This is a genomic window from Streptomyces sp. Q2 (genome assembly GCF_056820935.1).
The window spans coordinates 357510-371263 of the sequence record NZ_JBXEJE010000001.1 but is presented as its reverse complement, the minus strand read 5'-3'; the positions used below and the strand labels follow the sequence as shown (position 1 = coordinate 371263).

Genomic DNA, 13754 nt, shown 5'->3' with positions numbered 1-13754 from the left:
TCCGGGCAGGTCGGAGGCCGTTGTCAGACCCTGCTGCCACACTCGCAGTCATGACCGACCGGTGGGCTCTCGCGCCGGCCGAGGACGGTGGCGTGGAGATCGCTCCCCTCGGCCCCGGCGGGCTGCTCGCCGGGCCGGTCCGAAGGGCGGCGGACCCCGCCGAGGCGGTCCGGAGCCTGCCGGACGTCCCACGCTGGGTGTGGCGGTCGACGGCCGAGACGTATCCGCGTCTGCTCGCCACGGGGGTGCGAGTGGAGCGGTGCTACGACGTCGAGGACGCGGAGACGCTCCTGCTGGGCCACGAGGGGCGCTCCGGCGAACCGCGCTCGGCGGCCGCCGCCCTGGCCCGACTGCGCGGTGGACCGGTACCGCCGGATCCGCCGCAGCGGTCCGCCGAACCGGGCTCGCAGTCCCCTCTCTTCGAGCCCCAGTCCGTGCACCTGCCCCTGACGGAGCTCGTCGAGGTGTACGCCGAGCAGCAGCGCCGGCACGACGCCACCGCGCACCCGGACCGGATGCGACTGCTGACGGCGGCCGAGTCGGCCGGGATGCTGGTGGCCGCCGAGATGAACCGGGCCGGACTGCCGTGGAGCGCCGACGTGCACCGCCGCATGCTGCACGAACTGCTCGGCGACCGGTACGCGGGCGGTGGCGAGCCCCGCCGCCTGGCCGAACTCGCCGACGAGGTGTCCGCCGCCTTCGGCCGCCGGGTCCGCCCCGACCTGCCCGCCGACGTCGTCAAGGCGTTCGCGCAGGACGGCATCAAGCTGAAGTCGACCCGGCGCTGGGAGATCGAGTCGGTCGACCATCCGGCCGTGAAACCGCTGATCGAGTACAAGAAGCTGTACCGCATCTGGGTCGCGCACGGCTGGTCCTGGCTGCAGGACTGGGTGCGCGAGGGCCGCTTCCGGCCCGAGTTCCAGGCGGGCGGGACGGTCACCGGCCGCTGGGTGACCAACGGCGGGGGCGCGCTCCAGATCCCGAAGGTCATCCGGCGGGCCGTGGTCGCCGACCCCGGCTGGCGGCTCGTCGTCGCCGACGCCGACCAGATGGAGCCGCGCGTCCTCGCGGCGATCTCCCGCGACCCCGGGCTGATGGAGGTGGCCGGCCGGGAGAGCGACCTGTACCAGTCCGTCTCCGAGCGCGCCTTCTCCGGCGACCGCGCCCAGGCCAAACTCGCCGTGCTCGGCGCGGTCTACGGCCAGACCTCCGGCGACGGCCTCAAGAACCTCGCCGCCCTCAGACGCCGCTTCCCGCGCGCGGTGGCCTACGTCGACGACGCCGCCCGCGCGGGCGAGGAGGGCCGGCTCGTACGGACCTGGCTCGGCCGCACCTGCCCACCGGCGGCCCGAACGGGCGACGACGCCTCCGAGGAGGCCGGTATCCCCCTCGCCGAGGACGAGTCCGAGGACCGGCAGTGGGTGCCCGGCTACGCCTCCAGCAACGCCCGCGCCCGCGGCCGGTTCGCCCGCAACTTCGTCGTCCAGGGCAGCGCCGCCGACTGGACCCTGCTGCTGCTCGCCGCGCTGCGGCAGGCCTGCGCGGGCATGGCCGCCGAGTTGGTCTTCTTCCAGCACGACGAGGTGATCGTGCACTGCCCCGAGGAGGAGGCCGAGACGGTCGTCACGGCCATCCGGGAGGCATCGGACCTGGCAGGCCGGCTGACGTTCGGCGAAACGCCGGTGCGGTTTCCGTTCACCACGGCGGTGGTGGAGTGCTACGCGGACGCGAAGTGATCGGCGGGTCTCGGCGGCGGGTCCGGCGGTCACGGGCCCCCGTGGTCGCGGGCCAGGCCGTCGCCGGCCCCGGCTGTGCCGCGTATCGCGTCCCGGCCGCACGCTGTCCGGTCGGCGTCAGATGATCGGGGGCCGTCCCAGTCGGCTGAGCTGCCAGACCGTCCGCCAGCGCATGGGCCGCCGTTCGCCGGCTGGTTCCCGTACGCCTTCCACGAATCCGCCGAACCAGGCGCGCAGTCCGGCGACCGACCGCACCCGCAGCAGCGTGAGCAGTGTCCACGCGCCCAGGTGTACGGGGATCAGCGCGAGCGGCAGCCGGCGGCGGACCAGCCACACGCGGTTGCGGGCGTTCACCCGGTAGTAGATGGCGTGCCGGGCGGGCGAGGTCTTGGGGTGCTGGAGCAGCAGTTCGGGGGCGTACCGGATCCGCCAACCTCCGTCGGCGGCCCGCCAGGCCAGGTCGGTCTCCTCGTGGGCGAAGAAGAACTCGGCGGGCCAGTCGCCGATCTCCGCGAGCATCGCCATGCGGAAGGCGTGTCCGCCGCCGAGGAACCCGGTGACGTACCCGCCGCGCATCGGATCGGCGGAGCCGACGCGCGGGACGTGCCGCTGTTGTGTCTCCCCGTTCTCGTCGGCGATGCGGAAGCCGATGATGCCGAGGCGCGGTTCGGCGGCGAACAGGTCCGCCACGCGGCGCAGCACGTCGGCGTCGACGAGGAGCCCGTCGTCGTCGAGTTCCACGACGACGTCGACGTCACCGAACTCCCGCAGTCGGGCGAGCGCCACGTTCCGTCCGCCGGGGCAGCCGAGGTTCTCCTCGACGTCGATGGTGGTGACCTCGCCGGGCAGGGACAGCCGCGCGGCGAACCCGGGCAGCCGGCAGCCGTTGCCGACGATCACGATGCGTGCCGGGGCGAGATCCTGTTTGGCCACGGACTCCAGCAGCGCGTCCACTTCGGCGGGCCGGTTGCCCATGGTCACCACGGCGACACCGATCCTCGGTTCCCGCACGCCCTCACCCCATCCCGCCACGACGATCGCGTTCGCGATGCTAGCCGTTCACTGTAAGGACTCTTGACGTACGCGCGCGGCACCGGGTCCAGTCACGACGACTCCGGCGCGGACACGCCGGAGTCGACCTCGCGGGCGGCTCTGTGGCGGGTCAACGTCCGGTGACGTCCTCGTCAACGCGGTGCGGCACGGGCTGCGACGGCACGAGTGCCGGCCTTCCGCGGTTCGGAACGTTCACTTTCCCGGCGTCCGCCCGCCCGATCGTGCGCCGCCACAGCCGTCCCAGCGACCGGTAGAAGCGGTCCGGCAGGAACACGGCGTCCGCGATGATCATCGCGCCGGAGAAGAGGGGCAGCCCCATGAGGACGGCGATGCCCAGGTGCATGCCCGGCAGCATGGTCAGGACCGGGTACTTGAGCCGTCCGAACAGGACGAACGGGAAGGCGACCTGCAACAGCACCGTCAGGTAGCAGGCGATGCTGATCAGTACGTCGTGCTCGTCCACCATGAGGGAGAGCTCGGGCCACGGCCGGAACAGGTCGAGGTTCAGGACGTAGTGGAGAGCGGTCCCGTTGCCCCAGGAGCCGCCCTGCACCTTGTAGAGACCCGCGGACCCGTAGAGGAAGCAGACCTGGGCCGCGATGACGAGCATGGCGCAGTTGTGGAGTACCGCCGTCAACGTCCGGCGAGACCGACGGAGTTCGTCCGCGCCCTGAGTCGGCGGCGTGCGTGATGTGGTGCCCGCGGAGGCTCGCAGACCGGTTCTGCGCGCGTCCAGCGACCAGCGGCTGCCGCACGCGGTGAAGACGAGGTACATGGCCATGAGGAGGATGAGGTTGTCTCCTCCGTCGGTCATGAAGATCGCCCTGGCGTGGAACGAGGCCACCACGACGGCGAACAGCACGGACACCGCTCTGGTCCGCCAGCCCAGCGTGAACAGCGCGGACGTGACGAGGGCCAGCGCGTAACAGACCTCGAAGTACGCCCGGTTGTCGGACAGGGTGAGGATGCTGGCCCACCCCGTCTGGTCGAACAGCTGCCTCGCCAGCTCGGGCGTCCACGGCGACCCGGGGCCCCAGATCTCGTCCCGGTGCGGGAACTCGCGCAACAGGAAGACGAGGTAGAGAAGTCCGTATCCGATGCGCAGGACCGCCGCGGCGTAGAGGGAGACCGGCCGCTCGGTCAGGACGGTGAGGAACTCACCGATCCGGTGCGGAGCACGCGCCCGCTCAGTTTCCATGGGAGGCCACCTTCCACCAGGGCAGATACCGCGTCTCGGCAGGCTTTGGTGTCACGGCGGCCGAGCCTGCGGGGCCCGCCGCGGCAGGCCCCGCGATGGGCACCGTCGTCACCCGCAGCTGGACGGACTCGAAGGTTCCGCCCCGGTGGCCGGAGATGCGATCCGCGGCGATGTTGGTCAGGTAGTGCTGGATCATCAGCGCCCGCTGCGATCGAGGCTGATCGTCGCCACCGTGGGTTTCGAGGTACGAACTCCAAGCCCGGCGCAGCGTGTTCTGCGCCGTATGGCTCGGGAAGGCCTGGTGTTCCACCGCTGAGTTGTCGACGGCGCTCAGATCGAACCAGCCACTCACGTGGAGCCTGCCGTCCGGGGTGGTGTGCAGGGTCCTCGCCGAAATCTGCCGGTTGACCGACTCGGGATCCGGTGCGAAGAGCCGCCAGTTCTGCTCGAACAGCGGGAAGACCCACGCATTGATCTGACGGCTGTATTGCCGGGAGAGGGGATTCGGTGGTGCCACGTGCAAAAACACGAGGAGAACATGGGCCAGGGTTGTCGCCAGGCACAGGATCACGACGGCACTCGTTGCCGCCTTCAGGAGAATGGGCGAAGGTTTCTCAGGAAGCCCTTGATACGCAGGGGTTTTCTCAGTTTCGTCACCCCGGTCTCTTTGTTCTGTCGGCTCAGCGCTGACCCTGGCTTCTCTCATCACTTCTCCCGAGATGTCGCCAACGGCGCGCGACGGAATCGACATCGAAATCGATCCGCCGCGCGCCGCTCGTTCTGCTCGCTCAGATGGAGCTAGGCAGCCTTCTTGTGGTGACCTTCGTGATCACTGCCGTAGCCCTCGGACTCGCCGGGCTTCGCGTCGTGGTCGTCGCCGGGCTTCCCACCGTGGTCCTGGCCGTCGGGCTTGTCTCCGTAGTCCTGGCCGTCGGGCTTGTCTCCGTAGTCCTGGCCGCCGGGCTTCCCACCATGGCCCTGACCGCCGGGCTTCCCGCCCTGATCGTGGTCGCCGGGCTTGCCGCCGTGATCGTGGTCGCCGGGCTTCCCGCCGTGATCGTGCCCGTTGCCACCGTTCACACCGCCGATCCCGCCACCCGTGGGGGCGCCCGTGGTGCCACCCGTGGTGCCCGCGATGAGGCCACCCAGGACGCCGCCGGTTCCGCCACCAGTCGGCACTCCGCCGATGATGCCGCCCGTGGTACCGCCGGTGGTGGTGGTACCGCCGGTGGTGGTGGTACCACCGGTGGTGGTGGTACCACCTGTAGTGGTGGTACCGCCTGTAGTGGTGGTACCGCCTGTAGTGCCGGCGATCACGCCACCCGTGATCACGCCACCCGTGATCAGGCCACCGGTGGTGCCCCCGGCCGCGCACGGTCCCAGGAAGATCCTGTTGGTGTCCAGCGTCACGGCGCCGTCACCGGTACCGCCCGCATCCGCGAGCAGTCGGCCGTTGATGGTCGCCTCCGTGTTGGCGGTGATCGAGGCGTTGGCCAGGATGGTGCCCACGAACGAGGTGTTGGTGCCGAGCGTGGCCGAACTGCCCACCTGCCAGAACACATTGCACGGCGAGGCACCGTTGACGAGGCTCACCGTGCTGTTCTCGGCTGCCGTCGTCAGAGTCGAACCGATCTGGAACACCCAGACGGCATCGGGGTTGCCCTGGGCATCCAGGGTGAGAGTGTTGGTGATCTGTGCACTGCTGGTCGTCCTGTAGAGGCCCGGCGTCAGCACCTGGCCGCCGAACTCGTGGGGAGCGTCGCCGTACACCACGGGGTCCAGAGACTGTCCGGCGGCCTGGTTGTACGCGGTGGTCAACTCGACCTTGGCCTGGCCCGCGTGGGCATCGGCGGCGTGCAGAGTCCCGGGCGGGGTCACAATGCCGGGCGGGAACCCGGTGATGGCTGTACCGGGGCTCACACCGACGTTGAGACCCTCGACCACCGTGGGGCCGGTGTTGGTGACCGTCGCGCCACCCAGTACTCCGTACGTGGCCAGTGTCGTGCCGATCGGCACGGGGGTGGCAACGGCATTCGCGCGTGTCGGTGTCATTGCGAGGACGACGGCGGCGATCACCACAGCCGCTACCGCCATGATCCACACCGACATGGTGCGCCGTAGCGGCGCATCAGGAATGTTCAGCGTCATCGAGGGGCCAACTCCTGTGAGGGGGTGGTGCCTATTCGGCGGTTCTCGGTCGCACGGAATCGCCTGTTTCTGCCGTCGGCACATTACGCAAGCATGAAATCAATTTACGGTTCATTCGAGTAATATCACTGAAATCGACGAACGAATTGAGAAATGCATAGGAATGCTTAATGGGCCGAATGGCTGCAGCCGCGCCCACGGGCCGTTCGCGTGACAGAGCGTGCGCGATGTCTTGACGTGTACTTGGCAAGGTGGCTACATGGGAGCGCTCCCATATTCGGTGCGAGAGGAATCCTGAAGGGATCCCCATGCAGACCTCCCCCCACCCGGTCGCGCTTCGCACGGCCGGACGAGGACTGGCGGCCGAACGAGGACTGGCCGCCACCCTCACCGCCGTACTCGTCGCCTGCCTGCTGTCCTTGACCGGCATCACCCAGGCCCACGCCGCGCCCGGAGACGGCTCGGTGTCCGATCCCAACATCGCCTACGTCGGACGCTGGGACACCAGCTCGGGCACGACGGCCGTGGCCAACTGGACCGGTGCCTACGTGCAGACGTCCTTCACCGGCACCACGGTGAAGGTGAAGGCCAGAGACGCGGTCAACCTCTACGCGAGCATCGACGGCAAGCCCGACGTCTTCCACGCGGGTGTGCGCGGCACGGTGAACCTCACCCCCCAGCCCCTCCCCTCGGGGACCCACACCCTGCGGATCTCCTACCGCTCCGGAGACACCGCCTTCCAGGGCCTGGTCCTCGACTCCGGCGCCCGCACGGTCGCCCCGGCCGCCCCGGCCGGGCTGATCGAGTTCGTCGGCGACTCCATCACCGCCGGCGCCCTCACCGACCGGCTGGCGCTCGACTCGTACGCCTGGAAGACCGGCGAGCAGTTGGGAATGCGACACACGCAGGTGGCTCGTTCCGGCTACTGCCTCGTCGCCCAGTCCGGGTGCACGGGCCTGAGCAGCCAGTTCTTCAGGCTGGCCAGCACGGGCAGTACGAACTGGGACTTCGCTCGCTACCAGGCGAGCGCGGTCGTCATCAACCTCGGCACGAACGACATCGGGCACGGAGTGACCGGCGCCGCGTTCCAGTCGGCGTACACCACGTTCCTGCGGGACGTCCGCGCCAAGTACCCGAACGCGACCCTCTTCGCGGTGCAGACCCTGAAGAAGCGCTACGTCACCGAGACCAGGGCGGCCGTCAACGCCCGCACCGCCGCCGGTGACACCAAGGTGCGCTACGTCGACACGACGGGCTGGCTCACCGACGGCACCGACTACGAGGACGGCAACGGGCACCCCAACGAGGCGGGCCACACCAAGTTCGCGGGCCGCCTGGCCCCCGTCATCAGCGCCGCCACGACCCTGTCCACCAAGGCGGCGGCTCCCGGCCAGCCCGGCGACCCGAACATCAAGTTCGTCGGACGCTGGGACACCACCGGTTCCGCCACCGCCTACACGCCGTACTGGGCGGGCGCGTACTACCGCGTCGGCTTCACCGGCACGACCGTCAAACTCAAGCAGCGCAACACCATCGACTTCTGGGCGCGGATCGACGACGGGCCCGTGAAGTTCTACGACGACGTCAAGGGAACGGTGAATCTGACCCCGGCCGCGCTGCCGGCCGGCCGGCACACCCTCCAGGTCAACTACCAGGTGGTCGCCGGGTCCTACCGCGGTGACGCCGTCTTCCAGGGGCTCGCCCTGGACAGCGGGGCGACGACCTTCGCCCCTCCCGCCCCGGGCAAGCTGATCGAGTTCGTCGGCGACTCGATCACCGTGGGCACGACGACCTCGCAGAACGCCCGTACCGCCTACGGCTGGCTGATCGGGGAACGGCTGGGCACCGAGCACACCCAGATCGCCCAGGGCGGCGCCTGCCTCGTCGCCGCGGCGGACGGGTGTGTGGGCCTGGAGCAGCGGTTCACCAAGCTCAACCCGAACGCCTCGACACCCGACTGGAACTTCTCCCGCTACCGGGCCGACGCGGTCGTCATCAACCTCGGCACCAACGACGTCGGACACGCGGTGAGCTCGACGCAGTTCCAGGCGGCCTACACCAGCCTGCTGCGCAAGGTCCGCGCCGCCTACCCGCAGGCCTGGATCTTCGCCTTGGAGACCTTCCGCGGACGGTACGTCCCGCAGACCGAGGCCGCCGTCGGCGCGGCGGTTCAGGGCGGCGACTCGCGGGTCTCCTTCGTCGACACCACGGGCTGGCTGGGCTCCGGCGACCTCTCGGACTCGGTGCACCCCAACGACCAGGGCCACCGGGTCATCGCCGACCGCCTCGCACCGGTCATCGCCGCCAGGATCGGCGCCTGACGGGCCCCGCCCCGGCCACACCGCCCACCCGGCCGAGTCCGACCTGTCCGTTGCATGCGCGGGCGGCCTCCTCGCCGCCGTGGGAGGCTCCCGCGCGGCCGGGCGCATGCTGACCGACTCGCGGGAATCCGCCGACTCGCAGAATCCGCCGACGCCTCTTCTCGGTCAGCGTGCCGGGCTGCGCCGGATCACCTTTCCCTTTCCGTCCGCGTCGAGCGAGGCCATGCCGTCGGGGCCGGTCACGGCGACCCGGACGACGAGGGCGCCGGTGAGGTGGTCGACGGTGACCTGCCAGGACTGCGGGGACCGGACGCCCAGGGTGGTTCTGGCCTCCTCGACCAGGGCGGGGATGCGTTCGTACGGCACCGAGGCCAGGTCGAACCGGGGGGCCGGGGTGCCACTGGGGGCGAACACCACCGACATCAGGCTTTCCTGAACGACGACGGAGATCGCTGGACGCCTGCCCTTTCCCTGCGTCAGGGCGTCGACGGACCGGCGGAGTTCACCCTTGTCGAGCAGCGACTGGCCCGGGCCGACGGTGACCGCGGCCAGCCCCGACGACGACGTGACCGTGGTGGACGACTACGTGGACGACGACGTGGACGAGACGGAGGGCTTCGCCGCGTCGGGCGGCTGGGAGTCGGAGGCCGAGGCGAACAACTCCGCGCGGAACAGCAGGATCACGGCGGCCGCGCCCAGCAACAGTCCGACGAGGAAGACGGCCCCGAACGCGCAGCCCTCCGGCGGCGACCGGACCACGGCGGACTCGGGCGCGGAGTCGAGGCGGGCCTCCGCCGCCCGGCGCTTCCAGTCCGCTGTCGGCCGCTCGACGATCCGGACCTGCCACGGCCGGTTCGGCGGGTACTCGACCACCAGGATGCCGCGCGGCCGGTAGCCGGGGACGTCTACCAGGTTGATGGCCTGGGTGATGTCGACGCGGTACGTCGGCGCGTCGTCCGGCGCGACCGTGAGGTCGAACCGGATCGGTATTCGGCCGACAGTTCGGCCACGCTCCCGGCGCCCCTGGACCGTACGGTGTTCGAGCGGATCTTCGTGATGCTGCACGCGCCGGCCCGGCGCGAACACCTGCCTGCGGTCCCGGAACTGGTGCGGCGCGAGATCACTCGCAGCTGTGCTCCGCTCGGCCTGTCCCACACCGCCCACGAACACCCCGACCCCGTGCACCGGCTGGGTGTCTGGCAACGAGAACAACTGGACCGCTGGCGGACCGTCAACCGGATCGAGCATGCGCCCCTGCTGTGGGCCGCCATGAGCTGCATCGTGAGGTGACGACCGAGACGCGATACACGGGATGGGGGCATCCTCCGCATCCCGGGATCCTCACCCTCGTCTCTGTGTGTCGCAAAGATCCCTCCATGGTTCCCCTGGGACCGAAGACAACGTCTGTCAACGCTTGATAAGAAAAACGCACACATCTGGCGAAGAGGGATCTGCTTCTGCGTGTGCACATGCCGACGCCGCGCAGGTCGGCTGCCAGGTGCGGCTTCGACCACCGTTCCTATCTGTCTACCTGTCCATGGATATGACGGTGTGTCAGTTCCTAGGGGAGTTTCCGCATGTCCAAGAAGGTCCATGCCGCGCTGGGACGTCCCAGACACACGGCGGGCAGAACCGGCAGACGAGCTCGGGGGATCACAGCGGCTGTCACCGCCGCTGTCGCTCTGACCGTCGCCGCCACCACCGCCGCGGCCTATGGCGCGGTCACCGATGGGGCCGACACGGGATCGCACCCGCCCAAGCGAATAGGCACGGCCCCCCACGTCCCGGCCGGCGCTACCGCGGCCGGCACGACAGCTTCGGGAACCACGCTGCACCTCGGTGTGAACCTCGCCCCGCGTGACCCGCAGGCGCTGGCCGACTTCGTCACCGCGGTATCCACCCCGGGCAACGCCCAGTACCACCACTACCTGGCCAAGGGGCAGTTCGCCTCGGTCTTCGGCCCGACGCCGGCCACCATCGCCCAGGTCTCCCGGGCGCTGATGGCGGCCGGCCTCACTCCCGGCAAGGCCAGCTCGGACGGCCTGTCCATCCCGGTCACCACCACCGTCGCAAAGGCGTCCCACGCCTTCGACACCGCCTTCCGAGACGTCCGGCTCAAGGACGGCACCACCGACTACATGAACACCGCGGCCCCCGCGCTGCCCGCGAACGTAGCGGCGTCGGTGACCGGGATCGTCGGTCTGAGCGACATCAACACCATCACCAGTCACCACTCAGCCGTGCGTCAGGCGAGCAAGACCGGCTCTGCCGCGGGACGCGCCTCGCGCGCCGTGGCCCCGCACGCGTACAGCCCGGGACTCTGCACCGACTTCACCAGCTCGGGCCTCACCGACGGCACCGACTACTACAGCCCCGGCAAGCTGGCCGGCACCTACGGCATGAGCAGCTCCGGCACTGCCGGCACGGGGCAGACCGTGGCCGTGTTCGAGCTGGAGAACGTCGACGCCGGCAGCCTCGCCGCGTACCAGTCCTGCGCGGGCACCAGCACGCCGGTCTCCACCGTGTACGTCGATACGGCGGCAGGGGCCGGCGCGCCGGCCACCGACGGATCGGTCGGCGTGGAGTCGGCGCTCGACATCGAGGACCTGATCGGTCTGGTGCCGGGCGCGAGCATCATCGACTACCAGGGCGTGGACGCCCAGTCCGCGACCGACCAGAACGTGCTCGACGTCTATCAGCGGATGGTCACTGACGACCAGGCGCAGGTCATCTCCTCCAGCTGGGGTTTGTGCGAGGCCGCCGAGATCAGCGCGACCGCGAGCGCCGAGAACGCCATCTTCGCGGAGGCCGCGGCGCAGGGTCAGAGCGTGGTCGCCGCCTCGGGCGACGACGGCTCCAGCGACTGCTACCTCTCGACCGGCTCCACCGCCAAGGCCGTCGACGACCCCGCGAGCCAGCCCTACGTCACCGGCGTCGGTGGCACCACGATGACCGGCTCGGGCAGCACCGCGACCCAGAAGACGTGGAACAACGACACCGGCGGTACCGGCGGGGGCATCTCCTCGCGCTGGGCTCCCGTCGTCTACCAGGGCGGTGTCGCCACCACCGCCAAGCGTGCCGTTCCGGACGTCTCCGCCCTGGCGGACCCGCGCACCGGCTATCCGATCTACTACCAGGACAACAGCGTCTCCACCACGCCCGTCCCCGGCATCATCGGCGGCACCAGCGGTGCGGCCCCGACGTGGGCCGCCGCGATCGTCCAGGCCAACGCCAGTACGGCCTGCCAGACGAACGGCCGGGTCGGCTTCCTCAACAACGCCCTCTACAAGGCAGCGCGGAGCAGCTACCCGACGAACTTCTGGGACGTCACCAGCGGCAACAACTCCGTCTACGCCACCGGCTACACGGCGGCGGCCGGCTACGACGAGGTCACCGGCCTGGGCTCGCCCAAGGAGGCCGGACTGATCACCTCGCTGTGCGCGGCCAAGGGCACCGCGGCCACCGGTGCTTCCACCTTCCACCCGCTCAGCAGCCCCAAGCGCCTGCTGGACACCCGCAACGGCACCGGCTGGGGCCTCAGCTCCGTCCCGTCCACCAAACCCTTGGTCGCGGGCGGCACCGCCCCGGTCAGGATCGAGGGCGCCGGGGGCATCCCCAGCAGTGGCGTGACCGGTGTCGTGCTCAACCTCACGGTCACCGGCACCACCGGTTCGGGTTCGTTGATCGCCTGGGCCGACGGCACCGGCAAGCCGTCGACCAGCAACCTCAACTGGACCGCCGCCGGCCAGACCATCGCGGCCTCGTCGACCGTCACCGTGGCCGGTGACGGGGTGGTGGACCTCTACACCAGCAGCACCACCCACCTGATCGCCGATGTCCAGGGCTACTACACCAGCGGTACCACCGGGTCCACGTACACGGCGCTGAAGCCGGCCCGCCTGCTGGACACCCGCTCCAAGGTCGGCATCTCCACCACCACCAAGATCACCAACTCGGTGGTCAGCCTCAAGGTCCGCGGCCACGGCGGCGTGCCGACCGGCGCCTCCTCCGTGGTGCTCAACCTGACGGCCACCCAGACCGTCGGCTCGGGCTACCTGGAGGCCTACCCCGAGGGTGCCACCCGCCCGACCGCCTCCAACGTCAACTGGTCGGCGACCGGGACCACCATCCCCAACCTGGTCGTCGTGCCGATCGGCTCCGACGGCAACGTCAGCCTCTACGTCCACGGCACCAGCCATGTGATCGCCGACGTCTCCGGCTACTTCTCCACCAGCGGCTCCGCCTTCCACACCGTCACCCCGCTGCGCCTGCTGGACACCCGCACCACGGCGGCGCTGGGCGCCGGCAAGACGCTGGCCCTGCAGATCTCGGGCCGCGACGCCATTCCCTCCACCGGCGTCAAGGCCGTCGTGCTGACCGTCACCGTCACCGGCACCACCGGCAGCGGCTACCTCACCGCCTGGGCCGACGGCGGCACCCGTCCGACGGCCTCCAACCTGAACTGGGTGGCGGGCAAGACGATCGCCAACCAGGTGATCGTGCCGGTCGGCTCCGACGGCAAGGTCGATTTCTACGCCAGCAGCACCACCCAGGTGCTCGCGGACGTGGCCGGCTACATGAGCTGACACCTACCGACGGCACAACGGCGCTGCCCCGACGACCGCGTGGTCGGCGGGGCAGCGCTGTTGCGGGCGGAGTTCATGCCTGCCCGTTGTGCGCAACAGCCGCCCGTTACAGGGCGTTGCGCGTCGGGGCCGGCACTGGATCGGTCGCGCTGTGTGGTGCCCTAGGCGGTGACTTCGGCCACGCCTCCGCTTCGGCCTTCACGCCGGCCAGGGTCTGTTCGATACCCGTACGCAGCAGGGCCAGGCGGCCGTCGATGATCTGTTCCTCGCGGTCCGGGTACCGCTCGACGACCTCGTGCATGGGGCCGCGGGCCGAGCCGAAGCGCATGCCGTGCCGCAGGCGGGTGCCGGAGCCGTCGGCGAGCGGTTCCAGGGTGTACGTCCAGACGGCCAGCGGTTCGCCGTGGCGCCGATCGTTGTAGTGGACGACCTCCCACTGGAAGACGCGCTCGTGCGACAGCTGCGCGACACGGCTGACCGTGCGCCACTCCCCCAGCCCACTGTTGCGGTTGCGGCCGGAGAAGCAGGCGCCGACCGCGGGTCCCTCGGCCCCGTCGAGCCACTCCACCTCCTGCAGTTCCGGGCTGTGCCGGGCCGAGGTGGCGATGTCCGAGACCAGGTCCCAGACACGCTGCGGCGCGGCGGCGATCTCGGTCACGTACTCCACGCGGGCATCGGCGAGACGCATCGTTTCTTCCTCCTGGACATGGTT

At 70.2% G+C, this 13754-nt stretch carries 11 protein-coding genes; 4 read left to right on the top strand and 7 right to left on the bottom strand.

The window, feature by feature from the left end; translation table 11 throughout:
* Positions 1-50 precede the first annotated feature (50 nt).
* Complete coding sequence (locus ACWBNA_RS01710) at positions 51-1736, top strand: bifunctional 3'-5' exonuclease/DNA polymerase (protein ID WP_482701515.1); 1686 nt, start codon at positions 51-53, stop codon at positions 1734-1736.
* 117 nt (positions 1737-1853) lie between these two features.
* On the opposite strand, the gene ACWBNA_RS01705 is transcribed toward ACWBNA_RS01710, so the two are convergent.
* From ACWBNA_RS01705 to ACWBNA_RS01690, 4 genes are all read right to left on the bottom strand, one after another.
* Positions 1854-2747: a glycosyltransferase family 2 protein gene (locus tag ACWBNA_RS01705; protein ID WP_482701513.1), complete on the bottom strand. Its 894-nt coding sequence runs from the start codon at positions 2745-2747 to the stop codon at positions 1854-1856.
* A 151-nt stretch (positions 2748-2898) separates the two neighbouring features.
* On the bottom strand, positions 2899-3987 hold the full coding sequence (locus ACWBNA_RS01700; protein ID WP_482701511.1) for an HTTM domain-containing protein: 1089 nt from the start codon (positions 3985-3987) through the stop codon (positions 2899-2901).
* Positions 3977-4738, bottom strand: coding sequence for a DUF5819 family protein (locus tag ACWBNA_RS01695; RefSeq protein ID WP_482701510.1), 762 nt, complete (start codon positions 4736-4738; stop codon positions 3977-3979). The genes ACWBNA_RS01700 and ACWBNA_RS01695 overlap by 11 nt, the downstream gene beginning before the upstream one ends.
* A gap of 47 nt (positions 4739-4785) precedes the next feature.
* The gene (locus ACWBNA_RS01690; protein ID WP_482701508.1) at positions 4786-6135 is read right to left on the bottom strand and encodes an ice-binding family protein; all 1350 of its coding nucleotides are present in this window, start codon (positions 6133-6135) and stop codon (positions 4786-4788) included.
* 308 nt (positions 6136-6443) lie between these two features.
* Here ACWBNA_RS01690 and ACWBNA_RS01685 point away from each other — a divergent pair, with 308 nt between their 5' ends.
* The gene (locus ACWBNA_RS01685; RefSeq protein WP_482701506.1) at positions 6444-8456 is read left to right on the top strand and encodes a GDSL-type esterase/lipase family protein; all 2013 of its coding nucleotides are present in this window, start codon (positions 6444-6446) and stop codon (positions 8454-8456) included.
* Positions 8457-8621: 165 nt separating this feature from the next.
* Here the strand turns inward: ACWBNA_RS01685 and ACWBNA_RS01680 are convergent, their stop codons facing one another.
* Both ACWBNA_RS01680 and ACWBNA_RS01675 read right to left on the bottom strand, forming a co-directional pair.
* A complete protein-coding gene (locus tag ACWBNA_RS01680) occupies positions 8622-8879 on the bottom strand; it encodes a hypothetical protein (protein ID WP_482701504.1) in 258 nt (85 codons plus the stop codon).
* Positions 8880-9038: 159 nt separating this feature from the next.
* Positions 9039-9521, bottom strand: coding sequence for a hypothetical protein (locus tag ACWBNA_RS01675; protein WP_482701502.1), 483 nt, complete (start codon positions 9519-9521; stop codon positions 9039-9041).
* Here ACWBNA_RS01675 and ACWBNA_RS01670 point away from each other — a divergent pair.
* Both ACWBNA_RS01670 and ACWBNA_RS01665 read left to right on the top strand, forming a co-directional pair.
* Complete coding sequence (locus tag ACWBNA_RS01670) at positions 9513-9746, top strand: hypothetical protein (RefSeq protein WP_482701500.1); 234 nt, start codon at positions 9513-9515, stop codon at positions 9744-9746. The two genes, ACWBNA_RS01675 and ACWBNA_RS01670, sit on opposite strands and share 9 nt — an antisense overlap.
* A gap of 287 nt (positions 9747-10033) precedes the next feature.
* The gene (locus ACWBNA_RS01665; protein WP_482701498.1) at positions 10034-13042 is read left to right on the top strand and encodes a S53 family peptidase; all 3009 of its coding nucleotides are present in this window, start codon (positions 10034-10036) and stop codon (positions 13040-13042) included.
* A 106-nt stretch (positions 13043-13148) separates the two neighbouring features.
* On the opposite strand, the gene ACWBNA_RS01660 is transcribed toward ACWBNA_RS01665, so the two are convergent.
* A complete protein-coding gene (locus ACWBNA_RS01660; protein ID WP_482701497.1) occupies positions 13149-13730 on the bottom strand; it encodes an SRPBCC family protein in 582 nt (193 codons plus the stop codon).
* Positions 13731-13754 lie beyond the last annotated feature (24 nt).